Source organism: Bacillus cereus group sp. MG20 (assembly GCF_040459885.1).
In the GTDB taxonomy this organism is placed as follows: Bacteria; Bacillota; Bacilli; order Bacillales; family Bacillaceae_G; genus Bacillus_A; species Bacillus_A cereus.
Map to the genome: position 1 here is coordinate 1050581 of NZ_JARVHF010000001.1, position 24702 is coordinate 1075282.

The window sequence follows — 24702 nt, forward strand, 5'->3', positions numbered from 1 at the left end:
GGCTATATGCAAAATATACTTTCATTATATGCTTTTCCGTTAGTATTTCCAACATTTTCGCAGAATAATACTAAAAACCGGTAAAACCACCAAATAAACTTGAGAAATATACGATAATTTTCGTCATCCAGTTAAAGTATAGGAAGACACCCATAACAATCATAATGTATCCTCCGACTTTCATGAAGGCCATACTATTTCTTTTAATCCAAGACATTTTCGTAATAAAGAATGACAGTACGAAAAACGGGATAGCAAATCCAAGTATGTAAGCAATCATGTATATCATTGCTGATTCTGGATTTGTTGCTGCTAATCCAATTACGGACACTAGAATTGGTCCGGTACATGGCGTCCACCCTGCTGCAAAAGCTAATCCAATTAGTACTGATCCAAAATAGCCACTTGGACGATTTTTAAATGTAAATTTACGGTCTTGCATTAAAAATTTCGGCTTAAACACCCCGACAATAATTAAACCGAACACGATGATAAAGATACCACCTAACTGTCTGATTAAATCTTTATAGTCAGTAAAGATTCCTCCAATAAAACTTGTACCAAATCCAATTGCAATAAATATAATTGAAAATCCAAGTAAGAAAAACGCTGTATGTATCATACTTCTTTTGCGAAGCATTGCATTTTCTTCTTTCAATTCAGAAACCGACATACCTGTTATGTACGATAAAAATGCCGGATAAAGCGGTAAGCAACATGGGGAAATAAATGATAAGAACCCGGCGCCAAACGCTAAAAAAATACTAATATCTTGCATCATTCCACTCCTCTCCCTAAATATTGTAACAAAAACACATAAAAATACTATGAACAATTCGTGAAATCACTTTTACAACGTGGTAATAAGAAAAACCATACTTCCTCACAGTTTCTAATAAAACGTTTTCATTTCCTTCTATTATATAGAAAAAAATCAAATGCATTATGAAACTCCTTTAATTGTTATTAACATAACAAAGGTAACATAGTTTCTCAAATAATTAGCACGCTACTAGTACGCCTATTTACATATTGGTTTAAAAAATATTTTTTTCAAATGCTGTCTCTATACAATGCAAAGTTGATTTTATAATACTTCTACTATTAATAATTTCAAGATTATGCATAAATATCATACTTTTATTATTATTCTATAAAATGTCATACTTTTCTTTCATTTGACCCTTTATTTCTAATTTTGTATACTTCCCTCTAGTTATATATTTTCGATACGGAACAACTTCATATAGATGGGAGGAATTTTTCATGCTTCGTTATTCTCTTTTAGTTTTATTAGGAGCGTGTAGTTATGGAATTTTAGCTATTTTTGTTAAGCTTGCATATGCAGAAGGATTTTCACTTGGAGAGGTAATTGGCAGCCAATATTTGTTCGGTTGGATTATTTTGCTTGCTATTACACTTCTATTTTCTAGACATCGCGTTCCTTTAAAGCAAGCATTACTTTTATTCGTTGCAGGAACATCTGCAAGTTTTACCGGAATTTTTTATTATGCTTCATTAAAAACTGTACCAGCTTCTATTGCAATTATTCTTTTATTCCAATTCGTTTGGGTCGGAATTATCATTGAAGCAGTCGCAACAAAAACATTACCTTCAAGAGAAAAAGTTATTTCTGTTATTTTCTTACTTGTAGGGACATTTTTATCCAGTGGTTTACTAGAACAATCAGCAGGTGCTTTCGATACGACTGGAATCATTTTAGGTTTATTATCTGCTGTTACATTCGCAACATACATTTTCGTGAGCGGAAAAGTTGCTGTTGAAGTACCTTCATTACCGCGCGGTGTTCTCTTAATGACTGGTGCTTTAACTTTAGTCATGATTGTATTCCCACCAACATTTATTTTTAATGGTGCCATTTCTCAAGGTCTTTGGAAATACGGTTTAGGATTAGGAACATTTAGTATCGTCATTCCATCTATTGCCTTTACAATCGGGATTCCAAAAATCGGTTCTGGCTTAGCGACTATTCTTGGTGCAGCGGAACTACCAGTTACAACAATTATGTCCGTATTCGTTTTAAAAGAGGCTGTACTATCTTCACAATGGTTCGGTGTATCACTTATATTAATTGGGATTGCAATCCCGCAAATTGCATACGCAATGCGTGGACGTTATCGTAAACATCATACGCATAAAAAAGTCGCAGCATAAAGTGAAACTTTAATTAGTTGAACCAATCGGGCTTTTATGGGATAAACGAGAGAGGATTTTCATTTGAGAATCCTCTCTTTTATTGTTGTATACTTATGGTAAATATTTTGCTGAAGAAAGAAGGCATACTACATGGTATCTATTTCAAATCAACTAAAAGAAAAACTTATTTCCATCCGTCGACATTTACATGAGTATCCAGAACTATCATATGAAGAGTTCGAAACAACAAAAGCAATAAAAAATTGGTTAGAAGAAAAAAACATTACTATCATTGATTCCAATTTAGAAACAGGAATTATCGCTGAAGTGTCTGGTAATAAAAACGGGCCAATTGTAGCAGTTCGTGCTGATATTGATGCCCTTCCTATTCAAGAAGAAACACATTTGTCCTATGCATCTAAAGTACGAGGGAAAATGCATGCTTGTGGACACGATTTTCATACAGCTGCTATTTTAGGTACTGCTTTCTTATTAAAAGAAAGAGAATCTTCCCTAAATGGAACGATTCGCTTCATATTCCAACCAGCTGAAGAAAGTAGTAATGGCGCTTGCAAAGTTATTGATGCTGGACATTTACGTAATGTGCAAGCGATTTTCGGCATGCATAATAAACCTGATTTACCAGTAGGTACAATTGGCATTAAAGATGGTCCACTGATGGCCGGAGTTGATCGATTTGAAATTGAAATTCACGGAGTTGGTACACACGCGGCTGTACCAGATGCTGGCGTAGATCCTATTGTCGCATCCTCTCAAATTGTGATGGCACTGCAAACAATTGTAAGCCGAAATATAAGTTCATCTCATAATGCGGTTGTTAGTGTTACAAATATTCATGCAGGAAATACGTGGAACGTGATTCCTGAAAAAGCTACGTTAGAAGGAACGATTCGCACGTTCCAAGCTGAAACACGTGAAAAGATTCCAGCACTCATGGAGCGTATTATTAAAGGTGTATCTGATGCATTAGGTGTAAAAACGAAATTCCGTTTTTATTCAGGTCCTCCTGCTGTTCACAACGATAAAGCTCTTACAGACTTATCTACTCAAGTTGCCACAAAGATGAATCTTAATATCATCTCGCCTAGTCCGTCAATGGCTGGAGAAGATTTCTCATTTTACCAACAGGAAATACCAGGTTCATTCGTCTTTATGGGAACGAGCGGTACACATGAATGGCATCATCCTGCTTTTACAATTAATGAAGAGGCATTGCCTATAAGTGCAGAATACTTTGCTTTACTAGCCGAAAGAGCACTTAAACAATTCTCATAAAAAAAGCCGTTCAAAGTGCATCTCAGCACCCTGAACGGCTTTTCTTATTAAGTTAAATCACGTTTTAAAAACACAGTATATGAAATACATAAAAATACGAACAAATAAAGTAGCAACATACATGATGCAAACGGGAATGTTACTCCATCAATAAAACTTCCATTCTTTGAAATACTATATAAATCTGTGTTTGCTGGCAATAAATATTTCGCCCAGTTATATCTAGTGGCTGCTAATAACGCAATATTGCCTGATAAAGCAAGGAATAGTGAAATACCAATTGCACCTCCACTAGATCTCGTTAACACAGAAATCATAAATGCAAACGATGCGTACACAACCGTTGGTAACCACGATAAAACATAATATTTACTTGCTTCTACAAAAATGTTTTGTTTTATTATATTTCCATCTTGGAAAATAAACTCACTCCATGCAGGCTGTTGGAATTTATAAATAACAAGTCCATATAAAGCAGAGAAGAACATATTAAATATAAATAATAAAGCTGCAAATATAACGATTGCTAAAAATTTTGCTGTTAAAATTTTAAAGCGACTCGCTGGTCGTATCGTTAAAAATTTATATGTTCCCCAGCTATATTCATTCGCAAAAATTGTACTTGCATACACGAGGATAAATGGGAGCAAAATTGGAAATACGATAAAACCTGTATCTCTCATGAAAGAAAGTGGAGAACTGCTTGCCGGTGCTGTATCTGTATCTAAATGCTTCATCTTAAGCTGGTATTCTTTTACAAGCTCATCCCCTGATTTTTCTGCTAAAATAGCTTCTTTCTTCATGCCAAGCTTTTTCTCAATTTCTACAGTACGTTCTGTATAATCTACTTTCCATCCTTTTGTTTCCGGTTCAAAATACTTTACCGTAACCCACCCTAATCCGATTATTAATACTGCAATAACCGCAAATGGAATAATCGTTCGCTTCCGCTTAAATATTTTATACAGTTCGTTATATACTAAATTAAACAATATCTTTTCCCCCTGTTAATTCTAAAAATTGCTCTTCTAACGTTTTTCTTTCTTCATATACACGATACACTTGAATATTTTTCTCAAGCAATGTACGAATAACATTTGGGATTTCTTCATCTTTTACATTAATAAGTAATTCATTATCTTTTACTAAAACATCATGCCCTAATATTTCCGCTGCTTTATTCGCATCATCTACACGTATACGGATCGTCTCCATCTCTTCGCTTTGGCTATGCTGAATATTTTGCGTAGCCACATATTCCCCGTGCTGAATAATGATAACTCTGTCACACATTAATTCAACTTCTGAAAGTAAGTGACTTGATACAAGTACAGCTTTTCCTTGTTCATGTGCAATTTTTTTTATGTACATTCTCATTTCATGTATTCCACTAGGGTCTAATCCATTCGTCGGTTCATCTAGTACCAACACATCCGGATCGTGAATAAGCGCCTGAGCGATTCCTAAACGTTGTCTCATGCCGAGTGAATATGCCTTTACTTTACGATTAATTACTTGTCCCATTCCTAACAATTTCACTACTTCATCGATACGCCCTTCGGTCACATTACCATTCATTCGTCCGAAATATGTTAAATTTTCATACCCGCTCAAAAACGGATAAAATTCGGGTGTCTCAATTACCGCCCCAATTTTCGCAGCGGTTTTTTCAAATTGCTGTTTCACAGATTGACCATCAATCCATACTTCACCTTCTGTCATACGGATCATACCAACCATCATTCTCATTAAAGTCGTTTTTCCAGCACCGTTTGGTCCGAGTAAACCGACAACCTCGCCTTTTTTCACTTCAAAACTAATATTTTGTACAAGTGTCTTTGAGCCGATTCGCTTCGTTAACCGATCGACTTTTACAATTGATTGTTCATTTGTCATTCTATACAACCTTTCCTTCCCATTCTTTGTCAGGTCTTTTCACTGTAACATGATTATTTTTACGTGTAAAATAGAAAAAAGCATGATTTCTCATGCCCTTTCTTTAAACCGCAACGAATTTTCATCTTTTAAACTTCGAACAAATCGATAACATTGCATCATCGATATTAAAACGACAGTCACCATAATTACACTAATAATTACAACTGCATATATTGTAATTGGCGCACTATTTATTCCTTGTATCCCTGCGATTTTCATAAAGATAACCGTGAATAATTTCAAAAATAGCATCCCATTAATTAATCCAAAAACAAATGCTGCTCCATAAATGAATAATTGCTCCTGACATAATACACATAGTACCTCTTTTCTTTTCATATTTTCTGCTACATAAGATATAAACTCCTCTCTCCTCACTAGCAAAAGGGAGTACATCATTTTATATGTAGTAAAAATACATATGAAAATTAGTACAATAAACAGTGTGTAAAAATACATTTGAAATACAAATGCATCCCCTACTTTCAAAATAGCTCCTTCATTAAATTGTAACGATATCATAAAAAACAAAATCATAGTACTCATAGCAATCCACATAAATTGCTTCATCCTTTTGGTAGCAAATGTTCTAATATTTTTTCTCGCTAACCGACATAAAGACATAAAATTCTTCCCCTACCTTATTACATACGCATTCTATACTACTAGTGTATAAAAATATGACATTTTAAACATCGCACTACAATCGGAATTTCTTCTAAGTCTTTAGTCCTAGAAAACGAAATGATAAAAAATCACATTTAGAATATAATTGTAAAAAGGAGGAGATTGCATGCGTATAAAATTACTATCAATCTTGTGTTTATTATTACTCACAAGTTGTAGCCAAATAAAAAACAATGAAGTTGCCATTGTTGAGCCATACAAATTAACAAAAGAGCAAGCTTCTATTTTACAAATGACTCCTTTTCAAGAAGGAAATAGCATGTTTTATAACGTTACTCTTAAAAATGATAAAGATGAAATAAATGCTACAATTGATTATTATAACAATGGTAAAAAAACAAAAGAAATTGCTAATATAGCTACCTCACATTTTTCAAAAAAGAAAGTAAAGCTTTCTTTTTTACCACCACATTTCCAATTCGATAAAGATATACAAGAAAAAAGGCAGTGGTATCTGAATATTGAAGGTGGTTCAACACTTGTTCCTGAAGAAGCGCCACCAAGCGTAAATAGCTCTGCAACTACTACAATCCAATCTATAAAAAATTTAAAATACAATCAAAAAACAACTTTAGCTGCTGTAATCCAAACCAGTAAAGAAACTGTAAGCGTTCCTACCATTGATGAAGAAACAGGTATTGATCTACTCTTAAAAAAAAATGAACACGTTTATCTATTTAGTATCGAGCTAAAAAAAGAACAATAAAGCGGAAATGCAACTTAAGTTGCATTTCCGCTTTATTGTTTAATAAGGTGTACTTTTATGGATTTGAATTAAATCCATATTCTGTTACTACTATTGCTCATCTTCTACTTCTATTCTTTTCTTCTCTCTTGCAATTTTTAAAAACTCTAGCAGCTCTGGATTACTATTCATTTTTTTGTAAGCCACTGACATTTCTGCAACAAAATTAGAATCATATAACTCTTTATATACAACTTCTGTTTTATATAACTTATTTGCCGACACGGGTATTACTGTAATTCCAATCCCTGCTGCTACAAGCCCCATAACTGTTTGATACTCTGTTGCTTCTTGTACAATACGCGGACTAAATCCAACTTCTCTGCAAAGAGATAAAATTGTATCATACAAAGCTGGCCATACTGGTCTCGTAATAAATACAAACGGCTCATCTCGTAAATCTTCTATATGTATTTCATCTTTCTCTGCAAGTGGATGTGCCTTTGGTAAACATAAGGTGCATGATAACCTTTGAATTGGCTCTAATTCTAATAATTGCGTTGGAATTGGTGGACGTAAAAAGCCAATATCGATACGGTTATCATGAAGTGCATGAACTTGATCTGGTGTTGACAATTCATGTAATGCAACAGACACTCTCGGAAATTTTTTTCTATATTCCCTAACAATTGATGGTAAAATATCATATATCGCCGCACCTACAAAACCAATTGAAAGTGATCCTACTTCTCCCCTTTGCGCACTTTGTGCAACTTCTACTGCTTTTTCAATTTGTTCAAACGCCTTTTTTACTTCTTTTAAAAACATTTCTCCTGCTTCTGTTAGTTCAACCTTTCTTTTCGTTCTTGAAAATAATGTAACTCCCATTTCTTTTTCTAATTGCTGTATTTGTTGACTAAGTGGTGGTTGTGTCATTTGTAAACGAGCAGCCGCCCGTCCAAAGTGTAACTCTTCTGCCACAACAATAAAATATTGCAAATGCCGTAATTCCATTTTTGGACACCCTTTTCACTTTCGATTAATATGTCTAATATATTAATAACATATAATTTATATATTAGACAAATATTTTGAATGAACGTATAGTAGAAATTGTTAATTCTTTTTTACAATTTTTATGTAAAAAAAGAAAGAGGTGGTTACTGTATGAAATGGTGGAAGTTAAGCGGACAAATTTTATTACTATTTTGTTTCGCTTGGACAGGTGAATGGATTGCAAAACAGGCACACCTCCCAGTTCCAGGAAGTATAATCGGTATTTTTTTATTATTAATTTCATTAAAATTTAACCTAGTTAAAAAAGAATGGATACAGGACGGAGCAGATTTTTTATTAAAAGAACTTATTTTATTTTTCATCCCTTCTGCAGTCGCTGTCATACGTTACAGAGATACACTAACACAATATGGAATCGATCTCATTTTAATTATTATGATTAGCACTCTTTGCGTTACCTTAGTTACAGGACTTTTAACAGAATTGCTACTAAAGCGGAAAGGATCAACGCAATGATCGGATTTCTTTGTTTACTATTAACACTATTCACATATTGGCTATCAAAAAAAATGTATCAACGTTGGAATTGGAGTCTACTTTCTCCTCTTCTCGTCTGTCCCATTATTTTAATTGCTTTATTGCTCGGATTAGATACACCTTATGAAACATATGAATCTGGTGGTCACTGGTTAACTGAATTATTAAAGCCCGCAACAGTTGCTTTTGCATGGCCAATCTATAAATACTTTGATTTATTAAAGAAACATGGAATGGCTATCTTACTTAATGTCATTGTCGGTTCGTTTTTATCAGTCATTACTTCAGCACTACTAGCAAATTATTTTCAAATTGATTCATCACTAGAACATAGTTTAGCGCCACATATCGTAACAACACCAATCGCAATGGCTATTTCAGAAATGATTGGTGGTATGTCACAATTAACTGCTGTATTTGTCGTTTTAACTGCCTTAACAGGAGCATTGCTCGGCCCTTCTCTCATACGTATTTGCCGTATTAAAACAGCAATCGCAAAAGGTATTATGTTAGGAACAAGCGCAAATGGAACCGGTACATCAAAAGCATTCGAAATCGGTCCTGTGGAAGGAACAATTGCAAGTTTATCTATGCTTTTAACAGCAGGCGCTAGTTTAGTTATCGTTCCGCTTTTCTTATCTTGGATACATTAAAGAAGCAAGTATTTACATACTTGCTTCTTTATCTATATATTGGCACAGCAATTCATAATCCTCTGGAAAAGCTAAACACAATTGTTCAACTTCATGTATCCCTTTCCAAGCAATTTCATGTATTAACTCATCAGGATCTTGGATTTTCATATTACCGCCTATTTGTTTAACAAAATAATAATGGACATACACTGGAACACCGTATGTAATACCCTCTTTTTCATATATTTTATTTACAACTTCCACATTGTAACCTGTTTCTTCCCAAACTTCCCTGATACAACATTCTTCTAGTGTCTCTCCCTTTTCAAGTCCTCCACTTGGGACAGACCACCTTTTTTCTTCTCCCTCTTTGCCCTGCAATACCATTAAAACTTCATTTTTTTCATTTACACATACCGCTGCACTACCTATCCATCTCTCCATAAACATCCCTCCCCTACTAAAATTCGCCTTCTTTATTATTTTCCCCTTGAAAAAAAGAGGAAAATAATAAAACAATGACGAAAAATTACATCAACTTCATAGACAATCCCTTCTTAGAAATTAAAACTGGAAGGATGAAAATATGATTTCTAATTATGTTGTGGAATGTGTCTTTTGTGAAGAAAATCGAAAACCTCGCCAAGCTATTGTCACAGTTCCCGCCACTACTCAGCTACTAGCCCTTGAAAAAGTGCGCGCGGAATGCAAACGTCGCTTCGGAAAAACTGTATTATTGCAAACAGAAATTAAAGAAGAAATAATTTTCGAACAAAAAGAAAGCTGACCATAAATTGGTCAGCTTTCATATCCGATCATATTTTCACATGAAGATTAGGGGCATCCTCTTTAAGGATCGGGATTTTCCCATTATGTACGTTCCATAATGGTCATCGAACAATATATTTCTATGCAATTAACTATTGAATAGAATAGGGCAAAACTTGTTCGCATTTTTAGAAAAGGGATAGGGATATAATTCAAGTAGTACTTCGAATACTCGAACTTTACACTCATAATATTAAAACAAATCCTTTTATATGGGAAATATGAATTACCTATATAATTCATTCGTAAAATATATTAATAGTTTGCTATATTAATTTTATCCTGCTATTTGTAAGCAGTAACCCCCTACTGATTATAATTTCACTTTATTCCATCAATAGCATACAACCAGCTAAAACCGGTGTCATAATCATCGAAAACCTCAAAAGCGTTCGCGGTGCATAATTTGTAAACTTCGCGCCAATGTATGCCCCTAACATGGTCCCAATCAATACTTGTAATAACAATATATAATCTAAATATCCTTCCGAACTATATCCTATCCCGCCTCCAATTGCAATCGGTAATATAACAAGCATTGTTGTCCCTACAGATTGCTGAATCGTAAGTCCCAATAGAACCATTAATCCAAGTTGAATAAACGGTGCAGAACCAATCCCAAATGAACCAGCCATCATTCCAGTAACTAATCCAAGGCATACACATTTCAACAAGTAGTTCACGGAAAACTCTTTATGTTTATATAAAGACGACTTTTCTTTGTTTTGGAACATAATTAATTTAATAAACATAAAAATTGCCGATAAAAATAACATCCCAGCTGTAAACCAATGAAGAAGATGTGCTGGTATAAGTGAACCAAATTTAGAACCAATATAAGAGCCAATTGCGCCAAATCCCCCAACAATCCCGCCTATAATAAGTGCAACATTGCCTTCACGGTAATGACTTACAACACCTGATAATGTCGTAAATGCCATTGCAGTTAAAGATGTTGCAAGAGCAACATGAATAGGGATTTGGAATACTAAAGTGAGTATCGCGATAATAAACCCAGCTCCTCCAGCTCCAACAAATCCTAATAAAATACCCATTACTAACATTGTTATAATTATTGCCACAGACTTTCCCTCCAGTAACACAATTATCCATCATATTTATCCTTACATACAAATAAAAAGCATCCTAGATGGATGCTTTTTATTTCAATGATATGTACTTAATCTTGATTAATCAAAATAACTGCTGGACCAGCGACCACCACTCCAGCTACTTCTATCTTTTCAAATTCCTTTACTGTAATAGAGATAACTCCTTCTCTTTCCATCAATTCTTTACTCAGGACATCAGTCGGGATTGCTTTCACCGTCTTACCTCCTTTTCATTTATACAATATGATAAAGTGAAACTTTAATGAGTGGGGTTTTTGTCCGTACTTATTAATTATTACCCCTCACCAATCGGACTAATAATCACCCAATGCATCTATATATATGCATCACCTCCGCTTTCATTCCTTATTCCACTCAAAAACCTTCTCCCCCTTCCGTGACATATTGAAAAATAAAAAAGAAGCTATAACATATAGCTTCCCTCTACGTTTCTTTAATCTTTATGCACCGTATATTCCATGACTTTTCCACCTCTATCAAATTGGAAAACAAGCTGTTCGCTATCTATTGGAATAAAGCCACGTTCAGTCCCAAGATAATACAAAGTGGTAACTCCTTCTTCCCCACTTCTCGTTTCCGTTGGAGCCCCTAATAATTGTATAATTTCTTCATTTGATTTCCCTATTAATTTATATTTTTGTAATAGATCATCTACCATATATACCCGCTTATCTGCATGATTTAACCATCTATTTTGATTAAACTTTGATGTATATTCATTTACACTTAGTTGTACAGTGCATACTATTAATGGTATGAGTGCTACTATTACCCCCCCAACATTTGCTTCTTTTCTTCATTACGATTTTTAGAAACATATAAAATAGCCCTTTGAATCATGACTAATAAAACAAATGGTATGAATACTACAAAAATGCTCCTTACACTTAAGGGTATATGGACCATATCAATGACGAATATAAATAGAATGTACATTACTATATACAAACAAAAATAGACATACAAAATGCCACGTAGCATAGCGTTCAGAGAGATCTCCCCTTTTAACTCACTATATAATTCATCCGGCTAATCATTTCTCGAATCTGTTCTAATTCTTGCACTGTATATACTACTTTCCCTGCTAAGATTTCATTTCTGAAGAACGTTACAATTTGCTCCCGATCTTTTAATCTAGGTGTTTCCTCACTAGAAAGATCTATTATTTCTTTTCCATTTTCATTATAAAAATATACAACTGGTTTTACCTTTTCTTTTATACTATTAGCCTGCATTTCTTTCAAACAATTGTATAAAATTTGAGATAGTTTCTTCGCCTTATATACTGGATTTCCTTCATTTTTCACTTGCATAGTTGACGAATCTTTACCTACTATATATTCAAATGTCTCTTCTTTTTCAACTTCTTGTTGATACTTACCCATTTCATCAATCATAAATGAATATATACCAGCATTTTCTTTCGTTAAACCATGAATTAATTTCTCTTCCCATTCTTTCGTCTCAAGTAGATAAATACCAGTTTTGCACAAGATGAGATGATGGATTCGATTATCGTTTATTTCACTATTATTTTTAATAAAAACATTCGGCATGATTTCAATTTCAGCATCTAATATGATGCCTTGCTCTATGAATCCTCGCTTCATATAATGTAATGTTTCGTACGTATTCATTTCAGCGCCGTTTTTAGTATATTCTCGTAAATTTGCAATTAATTTTTGAAACATATGTATTTCGTTATTATGTTTATTTTGTATTTCACTACGTTCTTTACTATGTTGCATAGCTAATTGATTTTTCATCATACGCATATTTTCAATTTCTCTATTTGCACTTACTTGTAAATCATTGTATTTTTTCTGTTCCATATTTTTCAAATTATTTTGTTGTTCTTTATGCTCTATCACCGTAGCTGCAATTTCGTTTTCATATGTTTCAATTGCTTGTTTCTTTTCAAATTCTACTTGCTGACTCTCTGATTCTAACTGTTTATTTTTATAAAACAGCACAAATACTACAGCTAATAATATTAAAACCGCACCTATTAGCACATAATTCATATTTTTACCCCTTTATTTCATTTTCTATTATTTTTTTAAAATATATCTACTATAGTATACTATGGTTTCGATATAGACTTTGTAAAAGTTGTATATTTTTAATAAAGTGAAACTTTAATCAGTGGGGGGTTTTGTTCCTTCCCCACTGATTATTAGTTGAACCAATCGGGCGTTTACTGGCAATTGATCCCCCCTAACTTCTTTGCTTCCGCTGAATTTTGAGGTGGGGGTCTTACCACCAGTTAATGCGGGATAAAAGGCACCTCTGACGGGGCACCTTTTATTTTCACTCTATTGTACACCATACTGAATATAACTTGGATCGTAGTATATCCATTGATTTGTCCCTAAGCAAAGCCATCCATCTTGCTTACTCCATACTCGATACGATTCACCATGATGTAACTGTCTTATAACATTTCCTTTTAATGATGGAGCGTCACGTAAATTTACATTATCACCAGTAATAGTCGCCACATAATGTTTATACTGAATATAACTCGGATCATTATATACCCACTGATTTGTCCCTAAACAAAGCCATCCATCTTGTTCTCCCCAAACTTCATATGTTTCGCCACGATTCAATTGGCGAATTACACTAGACTGCAAAGATGGTCCACTTCTCAAATTCACATTATCTCCATTAATTATAGCAACCCCGTACACTGGAGTTGCATTATTAGGCGGAGAAACATTCCCTCCACCACTTGCTCCATTCCCTTGTAAAGCTTCTAGTGAAACTGCAGCTGATACATCACAATTTCCTACACCTGAAATTTGTCCAGAATCTGTGTACTGCCATGCTGTCCACGCTGTCCATCCACCAGCATCAGCAGGCGGTGTACTCGAGTATTTAGCAATCCAAAGTGGAATATCACTTAATCCGCTAATTCCGAACTCATTAATATACCAAACTCCTGTATATAACATTACATCTTTTCCAGTAGCCTGTTTCACATAATTTATGAAGCTTCTTGCCCAATTCGATATAGCGCTACCAGTTAAATTACTATTACTCGGATCTTTTGGTGATTCTAAATCCAGAACTGGCATTAAGTCTGTCTGGTTACTTTGTAATATACTCACAAAATATTTCGCCTCTGAAATTGCATCATTTTGTTCTGGACGTGCAAAATGGTATGCACCAATTAATACATTCGCACTTCGGGCTGCTTGTACATTTTTAGTAAAAGTAGGATCAATGTAATTTACACCTTCTGTCGCTTTTGCATACGCTGCTGGAATTCCAGATGCCTTCACTGCATTCCAATCAATATTCTCTTCCCAATGAGACACATCAATAAACGTAACATTTGAACTCGATCTGTTTTGCATATAAAATCTCCTATCAATTTTTTTACTTCGTATACATACAATATGTACAAGTTTCATAAGAGGACACGACATTTATGCTATAGAAACAAAGAGTAAATATATTTTGTATACAAAATAAAAAAGACCTTGTATTTACAAGGCCTTTTGCAAACTCCCTTTATTTTGTAACAAGTACATATTATAATACAAACCTTGCTCACTTAGTAATTCTTGATGTGTTCCTCTTTCTACTATCTCTCCATCATGCATCACAAAAATTTGATCTGCATCTTGAATTGTAGATAACCTATGCGCAATGGCTATCGTCGTTCTACCTTTTCGCATTTGTTGCAACGCTGTTTGAATAGCCTCTTCTGTTTCTGTATCGATATTAGCTGTTGCTTCATCTAATACTAATACTTTCGGATTCGTTGCTATCGTTCTAGCAAAAGCAATTAATTGTCGTTGACCGCTTGAAAATGCTGCACCTCTTTCTACTACTTCTGTTTCATACTGCTCTGGTAACTTTTCAATAAACGTATTCGCTTGCACAAATCGAGCAGCTTCTTTTACTTCTTCATCCGTAATTTCTTCATTATACATACGAATATTTTGCTTTACATTTCCAGCAAATAAAAATGCATCTTGCAATACGAGTCCTATTTTCTTTCTAATTTCTCGTTCTTCAAATTTTTCTAAATCTACACCGTCTATTACAATATTTCCTGACTTAAGATTATAAAATCGCATTAACAAATTCATAATCGTACTTTTTCCGCTACCAGTATGCCCAACAAAAGCAACCATTTGCCCTTGTTTCACGTGAAATGATACATTTTTTAAAACGTCACGCTTTCCATCATACGAAAAAGTAACATTTTTAAATTCAATATCTCCATCCACAACTTGAGGATTCTCATTGCCTTTTTGAACCGGTGCTAAATCTTTCTCGTCCATTAAATGAAATACACGTGATGACGAAACAAGTGCCTGTTGGAAAAAGGACAATTTCATCATCATCTCATTTACAGGTTGGAAGAAACGATGTATATAGTTAACAAAAGCATATAAAACTCCTACTTCAACAGGGCTCTTTAAAGCATCAATCCCAAATAAACCTAGTACTAAAGCAATAGCTACAATATGTACTAAATCCGTAGCTGGTCGTAAAAGTAATGCGTCTAACTTCAATGTACGTCGCCCTGCACTATAATGTTTATTATTCACTTCTTCAAACTCTTTTCTCATACGTTTTTCTTGTCTGAACACTTGAACAATATTCATTCCTTGTATGGACTCGTTCAATTTTGCATTTAACACGCTTAGTTGATTACGTACTTCTAAATAAAAAGCTGCACTTTTCCGGCGATATAATACCATAATCGCGAACATTATCGGAATTAATACGAGAGAAAATAACGCTAATTTTACATCTAATAAAAACATCGCTATTAAAATACCTACTAAAAAGACTACATTTTTCACAAATGTTGATAATACACTGACATAAAAATCTTTAATCGCTTCCGTATCATTCGTTATACGAGATACGAGCGTACCAATTGGCGTACGATCAAAGAAACTTAATGATAGCTTTTGAACATGTTCATATACTTCAACTCGCATATCTTGAACAATCTTAAAAGCAATGTTCTGAAAGTACAATAGATTTAAATACGTAAATAATACTTTTAATAAATGAGCAACTATGTAAATTACAAATAAAGTAACGAGTGCTGATCGTTCAAAATCCCGCGGTACTAGGTGTTCATCGAGGAATTGTTTAATTAAAAAAGGCCCCATCATTTCCGTTACTGTCGCACCAACTAAAAAGATAAACGCTAAAGATAGCAACCCTTTATATGGCTTCATATAAGAAAGCAATCTACTTAAATCACTTCGCTTCTTCTCTACCATCATACGCCTCCTTTCTCGACTAAAGCTTCTAATTGCTGGCTTTCATACATTTCCTTGTACCAGCCGTTTTCCTTCATTAATTCCTCATGTGTACCTCTTTGTACAATTCTACCTTCATCAACAACAAGAATAAGATTGGCATGCTGAATTGCACTTAATCGGTGTGCAGTAATAATCGTCGTTTTCCCTGCTCTTTCCCTCTTTAAGGCACTTAAAATTGTCTCTTCTGTTTTTGCATCTACCGCTGATAAACAATCGTCCAAAATTAAAATTTCAGCATTTGTTAATAAAGCACGAGCAATAGAGATTCGCTGTTTTTGACCACCAGATAACGAAACGCCTCTTTCCCCTACTAATGTTTCATATCCTTCTGAAAATTGGAGGATATCATTATGAATACAAGCAATATCTGCAGCTTGGGTAATTTCATTATATGTAGCATCCGCCTTTCCAAAGGCGATATTCTCACCAATACTTGCTGAAAATAAAAAATGATCTTGTGGCACATATGAAATGGCAGAACGGACACCATGAAGTGTTAAATCTCGAATATCTCGCTCCCCAACTTTTAATTCACCATTAAAATGATCATACTCACGGATTAAACATTTTAATAAAGTCGTTTTCCCTGCACCTGTACGTCCTACAACTCCTAGCGTTTCGCCCTTCTTCAAATCAAAGTGAATATCGTTTAAATGTAACAGTTCATTTTTCTTATACGAAAATGAATCAACGGCAAACGAAACATTACCGCTCGCTATCGTATGTACAGCATTTTCTCTATTTACTACATCTGATTTTTGTGAAAGAATTTTTTCTACACGGTCATATGAAGCACGCCCACGCTCCATAATATTGAACAACCATCCAAACGCTAACATTGGCCAAACGAGGGTACCTAAATATGTCGTAAATGTAACGAGATCACCTACTGTTAATTCACCTCTTACAACTAATACCGATCCGTAACATACTGCAATTAAAAAAGAAAATCCAACGATAAGAGCGATTGTCGGATCAAATAACGAATCAATACGTGCAACTAACACATTTTTATGCACAACATCTTCTGATTTTTTTCGAAACGCCTGCAAATCTTCTTTCTCTTGTCCAAGCGATCGAATCACTTTCATTCCACTCATACTCTCTTGCACTTTATCATTAATTTCCGAAAATGATTGCTGTGCTTTATGAAACCTTTTATGTAATAACGTTCCATAATAATTTGTCGAAATGGCTACAATCGGCATCGGAATTAAACTTAACAATGTTAACTTCCAACTAATTGTAAAACCCATCGCTACGAGTACACATCCCCCAACAGCTAATGAATCAACAAGCGTTAAAACACCCGCTCCAGCAGTTTGCTGGATCGCTTGAATATCATTGGTCGCATGTGCCATTAAATCACCTGTTCGATTTGACTGATAGAAAGATGGACTCATCTTTGTAAAATGTTCATATAAATTTTTTCGTAATTGGCGAGCTAATTTTAACGAAGACCCGAAAATCATAATACGCCATATGTAACGTAATATGTACATCGTAATACCTACAATTACTAATAGTACAACCCAATTTAGTAACTTATTGGTCGTCAATGTTCCATCATTAATTTCATCTACAACGATTCCAATTACTTTTGGTGCTACAAGTTCTAAAAGTGCAACGCCAAATAATAAAATAATTCCGGTTATGTATGCTCGTTTTTCTTGTTTAAAAAACCACGCTAAATTCATAAACACTTTCATTTTTTTCCTCCTCCCTTAAAATGAGCGATGTTTTCAGTTTATCAAAAATACAGAATTTTTAAAAGTTTTAAAAACTGTAACTAACAAAAAGAAAGACACTCTTAGCGAGTGTCTTTTAGCGCTTATTTCATTTGTTGCTTGTTCATTGCGCTCATCATTTGATTGATTTTCTTTTGGGAAGGTTTTTGTCCCATTTGCATCATCATCATTTTTAACATTTGTTCGTTAATTGGTGGATTTTTTTGTAAGTAATTCATCATGTATTTGCGGGCAATGAAAAATCCTAACGCCACGCCTGCTACTAGTGCTACTACGCCCACTAGAATACCTAACCAAATTGGCATATATTTTCCTCCTTCATGTTGTCTACCTTACAGTGTACTAAAACCTTTTCAATAAGACAAGATACAATTCGACATTTTTTACACATATGTTCGTACTTGTTTTAGAGGATTCAGCCATCCGTACTTTGTATTTTCATAATCCATAGCTAAAAATGTTAATTCACACTTTCTTAACACCTCAAAGAAAGTCGTTTCCATAGAGACATTTCCAGAGGTATTCATGCGAATATAGTGCGGTTTCACCATTATTTCACCGTACTCCGCTCCCGTATAAAGTGTATGTGTATGATGTGTTCTATCATATTTACCAAGAACGCGCAAAGCTTGTTCTAATTTATGATGAATTTTCATTACTTGTAATGGTTTTGTTATATACATCATTTGTTTATATAACACTTTTTTCTCCGAAAGGGACCCAGATTCTGAAAATCGAGCAAATAAATCAAAAAACAAATATTCACGACCAAAATAAGATTTCGCAATATCCTCTTGAATTAAATACAATTCATACGTTTTCATTTTTCCCCTCCCAATCTGGACAACCTTTTCTCTTCATTATATATAAGAAAATTTGCAATGATTGTCTGACTGCGGAGAGATAAAAAACTTTTTCTGTCGAAAAAACTCATTTACATAGAAAAATCTCTCCATGCCGGAGAGATTTTTCTGAAATCATTAAAGCATTTCTTTTACTTTACGAACAACGTTCTCTACAGTAAATCCATACTCTTCCATAATCTTCTCACCAGGAGCAGAAGCACCGAATGTATCGATACCTAACACATCTCCTTCAAGACCTACGTAACGGTGCCATCCGAATGTAGCACCCATTTCGATTGCGAAACGTTTTGTTACTGCTTTTGGTAATACAGATTCTTTGTACTCTGCAGTTTGAGCTTCAAAACGATCCATAGATGGCATGCTGACAACAGCTGCGTCAACACCGTCTGCTGCTAATGCTTTTTGAGCTTCAACAGCTAGGCTTACTTCAGATCCAGTTGCAAGTAAGATAACATCAGCCGTTTCTTTCTTGCTTGAAGAAACTACATATGCACCTTTTGCTACTTTTTCATACGTATCATCTTTTGCACCTTCTAATGTTGGAAGGTCTTGACGAGTTAATACTAAAGCAGTTGGTTTGTTTGTAGATTCTAAAGCCAGTCTCCAAGCTGCAACAGATTCGTTACCATCAGCTGGACGGATAACAGAAACGTTCGGCATTGCACGAAGCGCTGCTAATTGCTCGACTGGTTCATGTGTTGGACCATCTTCACCAACAGCGATACTGTCATGTGTGAATACATACGTTACTGGCAATTGCATTAATGCTGCAAGGCGAATTGCTGGACGTAAGTAATCAGAGAATACGAAGAACGTACCACCGTAAGTTTTTAAACCGCCATGTAATGCAATACCGTTCATTGCTGCACCCATTGCGAACTCACGTACACCGTACCAAATGTTTTTACCGCTGTAATCATCTCTTGTAAAGTCTTTTTCGTTATTCATGTATGTTTTGTTAGAACCAGCAAGGTCAGCAGATCCACCGAAGAATGATGGTACAGACTCTGCAATTGCATTAATTACAGCACCAGAAGAATTACGAGTTGCTGCTTTTGATCCTAATTCATAAGTTGGTAAGTTTTGCTCCCAACCTTCTGGAAGTTGACCGTTCATTGCTGCTTGGAATTCGTTTGCTAATTCTGGGTATGCTTGTGCATATTCACCTAGCATAGTGTTCCACTCTGCTTGCGTAGTTTCACCAACATCTTGTACTGTTTTACGGAAGTTGTCGTATACCTCTTCTGCTACGTGGAAATCTTGCTCAGCAGTCCAAGCATATGCTTCTTTCGTTAATTTTGTTTCTTCTACACCAAGTGGAGAACCATGTGAGGCTGATTTTCCTGATTTGTTTGGAGAACCGAAACCAATTGTCGTTCTTACTTCAATTAGCGTTGGGCGTTTTTCGTCAGCTTTCGCTTCTTCAATTGCTTTCGCGATTGCTTCAATATCGTTTCCATCCTCAACACGGATTACTTGCCATCCGTATGCTTTGTAACGATCTTCTACACTTTCAGAGAATGAACGATTTAAATCACCATCTAATGAAATATCGTTTGAATCATAAAGCACAACAAGGCGACCTAATTGTAAATGAGCAGCTAATGAAGATGCTTCAGCAGAAACGCCTTCCATTAAATCTCCATCACCACAAATAGCGTATGTATAATGATCTACTACATTATACGCATCACGGTTATATTTAGCAGCTAAATGTCTTTCAGCCATTGCCATACCTACAGCAGTTGCAATACCTTGTCCAAGTGGACCAGTCGTTGCATCTACACCAGCTGTATGACCGTACTCAGGATGTCCTGGAGTTTTGCTTCCCCATTGACGGAAGTTCTTTAAGTCATCCATTGTTACATCATAACCAGATAGGTGAAGTAGGCTGTATAATAACATTGAACCATGACCTGCAGATAATACGAAACGATCACGGTTAAACCACGTTGGGTTATTTGGATTTTGTTTCATAAATTGAGTCCATAATGTATAAGCCATTGGTGCTGCACCCATTGGCATTCCTGGGTGACCAGAGTTTGCTTTTTCAATCGCATCGATGGATAATGTGCGAATCGTGTTGATAGAAAGTTGTTCGATTGAATGTGACATGCTATTCTTCCCTTCGCTTATATTAGTAAACGTTTTATACATTTATATGATAGCTTCCCACGCAAGATTATACAACATGTATCGACAAATATGTTGATATTTTTTTGATTTTTTATAAAAAAATCAATGTTTCCGGGAATGTATGGGCATTCAATATGACATACTTTTTCATTATTTTTATTTTAAAAAGAAAGAGAATTATCTGTATATTTATACAATTTTCTTCTATTCTTACTTTTTTAAATACGTTTTTAAAAACATAAAAAAGCATCTAACTTCGATGCTTTTCAAATAAGTTAAACAATCCGTTTCCGAATCGAACTTGAAATCAAATCAATTATAATTACCATTAAAATAATACCTAATAAAATAATACCAACACGAGACCAATTCCGTGAACTCAGCGCAAAAATTAAAGGTGTACCAATCCCTCCCGCTCCAATAACCCCTAAAATCGCAGCGGATCTTACATTAATTTCAAATCTGTATAACGTATACGATAGAAAATCTGGTAACACTTGTGGTAACACTGCATACCAAAGTATTTGAAAACGGTTTGCTCCTGTTGCTAGCAACGCTTCCGTCGGTCCTTTATCTATGTTTTCAATTCCTTCTGAATATAGTTTCCCTAACATTCCAATAGAATGTAATCCTAAAGCTAATACTCCTGCAAAAGAGCCTGGACCAACAGCTTTTATAAATAAAAGAGCCATAACTAATTCAGGAAACGTACGAACAAAACTAAGTACAAATTTCCCAGATCCTGAAGTTAATTTTCCACTACTCATATTCGTTGCCGCCCAAAAGGCAAACGGAACAGATAAAAATGCAGAAATAAATGTACCTAATATCGCAATTGCCAACGTATCAATTAATCCATGTAATAAATCTTCACCATCTGGCAAAGATACATACGACCAGTCTGGATTTAATATCCCTGTCATAATTGCTTTCGTGATTTCACCTGCTGTGTCCTTTATCCCTTCTAATGGTACTCCTGAAAAGGCCCATACATATACAACTGTAAGTGCTATTAAAATAATCCAGCGATATATACTCGGTTTCTTCGGTTTTGGCACAATCATCGTCGTTCTATTCATTATAGTTTCTCCCGCAACAATGTACTAATGTAGTCAATTAACAAAACAACAATAAGGGTATAGATAATTATAGAAGCAGTTTGTTGATATTGTAAAAATCCAAGTGTACGATCATAATATAGTCCAATACCACCTGCTCCTACTAAACCTAGGACAGCCGCTGCACGTACATTCACCTCAAATGTATATAGTACATAGGAAACAAAGTGTGCTTTTACTTGTGGAATGACTCCATAAACAATCCATTGTACCTTAGTAGCCCCTACAGCTGTCATCGCTTCTAGTGGGCCAGGGTCAATTGATTCAATTGATTCATACAACAATTTCGCTACAAGTCCAATTGAAAAAAAAGTAAGAGCCAAAATACCTGGAAGTGGCCCAATTCCAAAAATCGCTACGAAAATAGCCGCCAATAATAAATCTGGTATTGTTCGTATAAAATTTAAAATCATTCGAGCTAGACTGTATAAAAATGTGTTAGTAAACACATTACTTGCTGCAAACAATGCAAGTGGAATAGCTAAAATCGCTCCTAAGGTCGTCCCAATAATCGCCATACGTATTGTATCTAACATCGCTGTTGTAATAACTTGAAAATAACTCCAATCAGGTGGCACCATTTCTTTCAATAGATCTACCATATTTGGAAAACCGTCTACCAGTTTTGAAAATGATGCATCTACTTGTACACTACTACTCCACAGCATTAAAATAACTAAAATAAACGTTAACATATGTTTCAATTTACTCGGCGGCTTCGGTATTTCATTTGAATATATCGTCACGTCATTCATTTTACTGCCACCTCTAATAATTCGCTTTTCTGAGCAACGTCCCCATAAATTTCAGCAAATTTTTCATCCGTTGCTTCTTCTACTAAACCGTCAAAAACAATTTCTCCTGCATGTAATCCAATAATGCGTGTCGCATATTGTCTAGCCAAATCAATAGAATGTAAATTTACAATTGTCGTGATTCCAAAATCTTCATTAATTTTTTTCAAATCATCTAGCACTTGCTTTGTCGTAAGTGGATCTAACGATGCAACAGGCTCATCTGCCAATATGATTTTTGCTTCTTGCGCCAATGCTCTAGCTATCGATACACGTTGCTGTTGTCCTCCTGATAATTCATCAGCACGCGCATATGCTTTTTCTAAAATATTCACTCTTTTTAATGCTTGAAATGCGAGCTCCACATCTTCTTTCGGAAACAAACCTAACGTTGTACGTAATGTGGAATGATATCCAACACGACCAGCTAATACATTTTTTAATACTGTTGATCGCTTTACAAGGTTAAAACTTTGGAAGATCATACCGATATCCCGGCGCATACGCCTTAATCCTTTTCCTTTCGCAGAAGTAATAGACTCACCTTCAATAATGATTTCTCCTTCTGTAATCTCATGAAGACGATTTACGGATCTGAGAAGTGTAGATTTTCCAGCTCCGGATAATCCGACCATTACAATAAACTCACCTTTTTGAATCTTTAAATTTATATTATTCAATCCCCTTGTGCCATTCGGATACATTTTAGAAACATTTCGAAACTCTATCACACAGCTTACCTACTTTCAATGTATTATCAATAACTAAAAAACGGCAAACTAACTGAAATCTCACACCTTCCAGCTAGCCGCCATTTCACTATGTATTATTGCGTCTTCACTGTCTTTCCATATTCACGAACAATATCAAATTTACTATCATCAGATTTAATATATCCTTCATGAGAATATACTTCTTTAATGATTTTACGGCCTTCCTCATTTTTTCCAATTTCAATGAAAGCATCCTGTAATTTCTTGCTCCACTCTTCATCTAAATCAGAACGTACCGAAATCGTATCGTTTGGAATTTTCTCCGTAAATTTCACTATTTTCGTTTGCTCGAATATATTCGGATAATCTTTTTTTACAATATTACGAGCATCTTGGAATACAACAGCTGCATCTACGTCACCATTTAAAAGAGCAATAAGCGACTGATCGTGACCTTTTAATGTAACAGGTTTCACATCTTTTAACGGATCAATTCCCTCTTTTAATAGAACAGCTGCAGGCCATACATACCCTGCTGATGATGTTACGTCTTGATAACCAATCTTTTTACCTTTTAAATCTTTTACACTATTTATATTAGAGTCTTTTTTAACAACAAACTCAGATTTATAATAATCTACTAAATCTTTTGTAGGAGCTCCTGTTTCATCCTCTACTCCAAAACGTTGTGCTTGTAAAATTACATTTGCAGCCTTCTTTTCATGTGCTAATACGTACGCTGTTGGCGGTAAAAATCCTACATCTACTTGTTTAGATGCCATCGCTTCTACAATTGTATTGTAGTTCGTTGAAATACTAACTTTTACCGGAATATTTAATTTATCGCTTAATAGCTTTTCCAATGGTTTTGCCTTTGCCTCTAACGTATCCGCATTTTGAGAAGGAACAAATTGAACATTTAAGGTCTTTGGTACATAACCTTTTTTCGTATCTTCATTTTTACTTGCACTGGACTCTTCCGTCCCGCAGCCACTTAATAATCCGGCCGCTAGTACAACTGTTGTACTCATTGCAAAAACTTTTTTCAACATATTAATGCCTCCATTTTTCTTGTTATAAAATAACCTTCCGTAAACATGAAGAAATATATCAC

At 34.9% G+C, this 24702-nt stretch carries 26 protein-coding genes and 1 pseudogene; 6 read left to right on the forward strand and 21 right to left on the reverse strand.

Going from position 1 to position 24702, the window contains the following annotated elements:
* Positions 1–70: 70 nt before the first annotated feature.
* Entirely contained in the window at positions 71–778 is a 708-nt protein-coding gene (ccdA, locus tag QCI81_RS05285; RefSeq protein ID WP_001152676.1) for a cytochrome c-type biogenesis protein CcdA, read from the reverse strand.
* Between the two features lie 16 nt (positions 779–794).
* The gene (locus QCI81_RS05290) at positions 795–944 is read right to left on the reverse strand and encodes a peptidase T (protein ID WP_071731654.1); all 150 of its coding nucleotides are present in this window, start codon (positions 942–944) and stop codon (positions 795–797) included.
* 322 nt (positions 945–1266) lie between these two features.
* On the opposite strand from QCI81_RS05290, the gene QCI81_RS05295 reads away from it, so the two are divergent.
* A complete protein-coding gene (locus QCI81_RS05295) occupies positions 1267–2175 on the forward strand; it encodes an EamA family transporter (protein ID WP_000947043.1) in 909 nt (302 codons plus the stop codon).
* Between the two features lie 132 nt (positions 2176–2307).
* Positions 2308–3453: a M20 peptidase aminoacylase family protein gene (locus QCI81_RS05300; RefSeq protein ID WP_071731655.1), complete on the forward strand. Its 1146-nt coding sequence runs from the start codon at positions 2308–2310 to the stop codon at positions 3451–3453.
* 47 nt (positions 3454–3500) lie between these two features.
* On the opposite strand, the gene QCI81_RS05305 is transcribed toward QCI81_RS05300, so the two are convergent.
* From QCI81_RS05305 to QCI81_RS05315, 3 genes are all read right to left on the reverse strand, one after another.
* Positions 3501–4445: an ABC transporter permease gene (locus QCI81_RS05305; RefSeq protein WP_071731656.1), complete on the reverse strand. Its 945-nt coding sequence runs from the start codon at positions 4443–4445 to the stop codon at positions 3501–3503.
* On the reverse strand, positions 4438–5349 hold the full coding sequence (locus QCI81_RS05310) for an ABC transporter ATP-binding protein (protein WP_071731657.1): 912 nt from the start codon (positions 5347–5349) through the stop codon (positions 4438–4440). Before QCI81_RS05310 ends, QCI81_RS05305 begins: the two co-directional genes overlap by 8 nt.
* A 90-nt stretch (positions 5350–5439) precedes the next feature.
* The gene (locus QCI81_RS05315) at positions 5440–6015 is read right to left on the reverse strand and encodes an FtsX-like permease family protein (protein WP_071731658.1); all 576 of its coding nucleotides are present in this window, start codon (positions 6013–6015) and stop codon (positions 5440–5442) included.
* A 169-nt stretch (positions 6016–6184) separates the two neighbouring features.
* Here QCI81_RS05315 and QCI81_RS05320 point away from each other — a divergent pair, with 169 nt between their 5' ends.
* Positions 6185–6784, forward strand: a complete 600-nt coding sequence (locus QCI81_RS05320; RefSeq protein ID WP_071731659.1) for a histidine kinase — start codon at positions 6185–6187, stop codon at positions 6782–6784.
* A gap of 90 nt (positions 6785–6874) precedes the next feature.
* Here QCI81_RS05320 and alsR read toward each other — a convergent pair whose 3' ends face one another.
* Positions 6875–7777, reverse strand: a complete 903-nt coding sequence (gene alsR, locus QCI81_RS05325) for an acetoin biosynthesis transcriptional regulator AlsR (protein WP_098852927.1) — start codon at positions 7775–7777, stop codon at positions 6875–6877.
* Between the two features lie 153 nt (positions 7778–7930).
* On the opposite strand from alsR, the gene QCI81_RS05330 reads away from it, so the two are divergent.
* Positions 7931–8296 (forward strand): CidA/LrgA family holin-like protein, encoded by a 366-nt coding sequence (locus tag QCI81_RS05330; RefSeq protein WP_000872365.1) that lies wholly within the window; start codon positions 7931–7933, stop codon positions 8294–8296.
* Positions 8293–8970, forward strand: a complete 678-nt coding sequence (locus QCI81_RS05335; protein WP_000578965.1) for an LrgB family protein — start codon at positions 8293–8295, stop codon at positions 8968–8970. Before QCI81_RS05330 ends, QCI81_RS05335 begins: the two co-directional genes overlap by 4 nt.
* A gap of 12 nt (positions 8971–8982) precedes the next feature.
* Here QCI81_RS05335 and QCI81_RS05340 read toward each other — a convergent pair whose 3' ends face one another.
* Positions 8983–9396 carry an NUDIX hydrolase gene (locus QCI81_RS05340; protein WP_000442975.1) on the reverse strand — a complete coding sequence of 138 codons (414 nt, stop codon included), beginning with the start codon at positions 9394–9396 and terminating at the stop codon, positions 8983–8985.
* Between the two features lie 142 nt (positions 9397–9538).
* On the opposite strand from QCI81_RS05340, the gene QCI81_RS05345 reads away from it, so the two are divergent.
* The gene (locus QCI81_RS05345; protein WP_000625226.1) at positions 9539–9739 is read left to right on the forward strand and encodes a DUF3903 domain-containing protein; all 201 of its coding nucleotides are present in this window, start codon (positions 9539–9541) and stop codon (positions 9737–9739) included.
* A gap of 367 nt (positions 9740–10106) precedes the next feature.
* Here QCI81_RS05345 and QCI81_RS05350 read toward each other — a convergent pair whose 3' ends face one another.
* The 14 genes and pseudogenes from QCI81_RS05350 to QCI81_RS05415 all read right to left on the reverse strand — a co-directional run bounded on the left by QCI81_RS05350 (position 10107) and on the right by QCI81_RS05415 (position 24640).
* Entirely contained in the window at positions 10107–10862 is a 756-nt protein-coding gene (locus tag QCI81_RS05350) for a sulfite exporter TauE/SafE family protein (RefSeq protein WP_000974667.1), read from the reverse strand.
* A gap of 98 nt (positions 10863–10960) precedes the next feature.
* The gene (locus QCI81_RS05355; RefSeq protein ID WP_000644411.1) at positions 10961–11107 is read right to left on the reverse strand and encodes a BC1881 family protein; all 147 of its coding nucleotides are present in this window, start codon (positions 11105–11107) and stop codon (positions 10961–10963) included.
* Between the two features lie 239 nt (positions 11108–11346).
* Positions 11347–11894, reverse strand: a pseudogene (locus QCI81_RS05360) (hypothetical protein).
* Between the two features lie 23 nt (positions 11895–11917).
* On the reverse strand, positions 11918–12937 hold the full coding sequence (locus QCI81_RS05365) for an NERD domain-containing protein (protein WP_063548385.1): 1020 nt from the start codon (positions 12935–12937) through the stop codon (positions 11918–11920).
* A gap of 291 nt (positions 12938–13228) precedes the next feature.
* Positions 13229–14275 (reverse strand): GH25 family lysozyme, encoded by a 1047-nt coding sequence (locus QCI81_RS05370; protein WP_071731662.1) that lies wholly within the window; start codon positions 14273–14275, stop codon positions 13229–13231.
* Between the two features lie 132 nt (positions 14276–14407).
* The gene (locus tag QCI81_RS05375) at positions 14408–16171 is read right to left on the reverse strand and encodes an ABC transporter ATP-binding protein (protein ID WP_353810627.1); all 1764 of its coding nucleotides are present in this window, start codon (positions 16169–16171) and stop codon (positions 14408–14410) included.
* Positions 16171–17922: an ABC transporter ATP-binding protein gene (locus tag QCI81_RS05380; protein ID WP_353810628.1), complete on the reverse strand. Its 1752-nt coding sequence runs from the start codon at positions 17920–17922 to the stop codon at positions 16171–16173. The genes QCI81_RS05375 and QCI81_RS05380 overlap by 1 nt, the downstream gene beginning before the upstream one ends.
* A 122-nt stretch (positions 17923–18044) precedes the next feature.
* Entirely contained in the window at positions 18045–18266 is a 222-nt protein-coding gene (locus QCI81_RS05385; protein WP_001123317.1) for a YneF family protein, read from the reverse strand.
* 78 nt (positions 18267–18344) lie between these two features.
* Positions 18345–18785 carry a sporulation inhibitor of replication protein SirA gene (gene sirA / locus QCI81_RS05390; RefSeq protein ID WP_000860652.1) on the reverse strand — a complete coding sequence of 147 codons (441 nt, stop codon included), beginning with the start codon at positions 18783–18785 and terminating at the stop codon, positions 18345–18347.
* Between the two features lie 156 nt (positions 18786–18941).
* Positions 18942–20942, reverse strand: coding sequence for a transketolase (tkt, locus tag QCI81_RS05395; RefSeq protein ID WP_353810629.1), 2001 nt, complete (start codon positions 20940–20942; stop codon positions 18942–18944).
* 296 nt (positions 20943–21238) lie between these two features.
* The gene (gene phnE / locus QCI81_RS05400) at positions 21239–22042 is read right to left on the reverse strand and encodes a phosphonate ABC transporter, permease protein PhnE (protein ID WP_001082388.1); all 804 of its coding nucleotides are present in this window, start codon (positions 22040–22042) and stop codon (positions 21239–21241) included.
* Positions 22042–22836, reverse strand: a complete 795-nt coding sequence (gene phnE, locus QCI81_RS05405) for a phosphonate ABC transporter, permease protein PhnE (RefSeq protein WP_001000774.1) — start codon at positions 22834–22836, stop codon at positions 22042–22044. Before phnE (QCI81_RS05405) ends, phnE (QCI81_RS05400) begins: the two co-directional genes overlap by 1 nt.
* On the reverse strand, positions 22833–23606 hold the full coding sequence (gene phnC / locus QCI81_RS05410; RefSeq protein WP_000569234.1) for a phosphonate ABC transporter ATP-binding protein: 774 nt from the start codon (positions 23604–23606) through the stop codon (positions 22833–22835). Before phnC ends, phnE (QCI81_RS05405) begins: the two co-directional genes overlap by 4 nt.
* Positions 23607–23701: 95 nt before the next feature.
* Positions 23702–24640 (reverse strand): phosphate/phosphite/phosphonate ABC transporter substrate-binding protein, encoded by a 939-nt coding sequence (locus QCI81_RS05415; RefSeq protein WP_353810630.1) that lies wholly within the window; start codon positions 24638–24640, stop codon positions 23702–23704.
* Positions 24641–24702 lie beyond the last annotated feature (62 nt).

Excerpts from the sequence above, each read along its gene's own strand:
- ccdA (WP_001152676.1), bottom strand. The coding sequence starts at position 778 with ATGCAAGATATTAGTATTTTTTTAGCGTTTGGCGCCGGGTTCTTATCA.
- QCI81_RS05290 (WP_071731654.1), bottom strand. The coding sequence starts at position 944 with ATGCATTTGATTTTTTTCTATATAATAGAAGGAAATGAAAACGTTTTA.
- QCI81_RS05295 (WP_000947043.1), top strand. The coding sequence starts at position 1,267 with ATGCTTCGTTATTCTCTTTTAGTTTTATTAGGAGCGTGTAGTTATGGA.
- QCI81_RS05300 (WP_071731655.1), top strand. The coding sequence starts at position 2,308 with ATGGTATCTATTTCAAATCAACTAAAAGAAAAACTTATTTCCATCCGT.
- QCI81_RS05310 (WP_071731657.1), bottom strand. The coding sequence starts at position 5,349 with ATGACAAATGAACAATCAATTGTAAAAGTCGATCGGTTAACGAAGCGA.
- QCI81_RS05315 (WP_071731658.1), bottom strand. The coding sequence starts at position 6,015 with ATGTCTTTATGTCGGTTAGCGAGAAAAAATATTAGAACATTTGCTACC.
- QCI81_RS05320 (WP_071731659.1), top strand. The coding sequence starts at position 6,185 with ATGCGTATAAAATTACTATCAATCTTGTGTTTATTATTACTCACAAGT.
- alsR (WP_098852927.1), bottom strand. The coding sequence starts at position 7,777 with ATGGAATTACGGCATTTGCAATATTTTATTGTTGTGGCAGAAGAGTTA.
- QCI81_RS05330 (WP_000872365.1), top strand. The coding sequence starts at position 7,931 with ATGAAATGGTGGAAGTTAAGCGGACAAATTTTATTACTATTTTGTTTC.
- QCI81_RS05335 (WP_000578965.1), top strand. The coding sequence starts at position 8,293 with ATGATCGGATTTCTTTGTTTACTATTAACACTATTCACATATTGGCTA.
- QCI81_RS05340 (WP_000442975.1), bottom strand. The coding sequence starts at position 9,396 with ATGGAGAGATGGATAGGTAGTGCAGCGGTATGTGTAAATGAAAAAAAT.
- QCI81_RS05345 (WP_000625226.1), top strand. The coding sequence starts at position 9,539 with ATGATTTCTAATTATGTTGTGGAATGTGTCTTTTGTGAAGAAAATCGA.
- QCI81_RS05365 (WP_063548385.1), bottom strand. The coding sequence starts at position 12,937 with ATGAATTATGTGCTAATAGGTGCGGTTTTAATATTATTAGCTGTAGTA.
- QCI81_RS05370 (WP_071731662.1), bottom strand. The coding sequence starts at position 14,275 with ATGCAAAACAGATCGAGTTCAAATGTTACGTTTATTGATGTGTCTCAT.
- QCI81_RS05375 (WP_353810627.1), bottom strand. The coding sequence starts at position 16,171 with ATGGTAGAGAAGAAGCGAAGTGATTTAAGTAGATTGCTTTCTTATATG.
- QCI81_RS05380 (WP_353810628.1), bottom strand. The coding sequence starts at position 17,922 with ATGAAAGTGTTTATGAATTTAGCGTGGTTTTTTAAACAAGAAAAACGA.
- QCI81_RS05385 (WP_001123317.1), bottom strand. The coding sequence starts at position 18,266 with ATGCCAATTTGGTTAGGTATTCTAGTGGGCGTAGTAGCACTAGTAGCA.
- sirA (WP_000860652.1), bottom strand. The coding sequence starts at position 18,785 with ATGAAAACGTATGAATTGTATTTAATTCAAGAGGATATTGCGAAATCT.
- tkt (WP_353810629.1), bottom strand. The coding sequence starts at position 20,942 with ATGTCACATTCAATCGAACAACTTTCTATCAACACGATTCGCACATTA.
- phnE (WP_001082388.1), bottom strand. The coding sequence starts at position 22,042 with ATGAATAGAACGACGATGATTGTGCCAAAACCGAAGAAACCGAGTATA.
- phnE (WP_001000774.1), bottom strand. The coding sequence starts at position 22,836 with ATGAATGACGTGACGATATATTCAAATGAAATACCGAAGCCGCCGAGT.
- QCI81_RS05415 (WP_353810630.1), bottom strand. The coding sequence starts at position 24,640 with ATGTTGAAAAAAGTTTTTGCAATGAGTACAACAGTTGTACTAGCGGCC.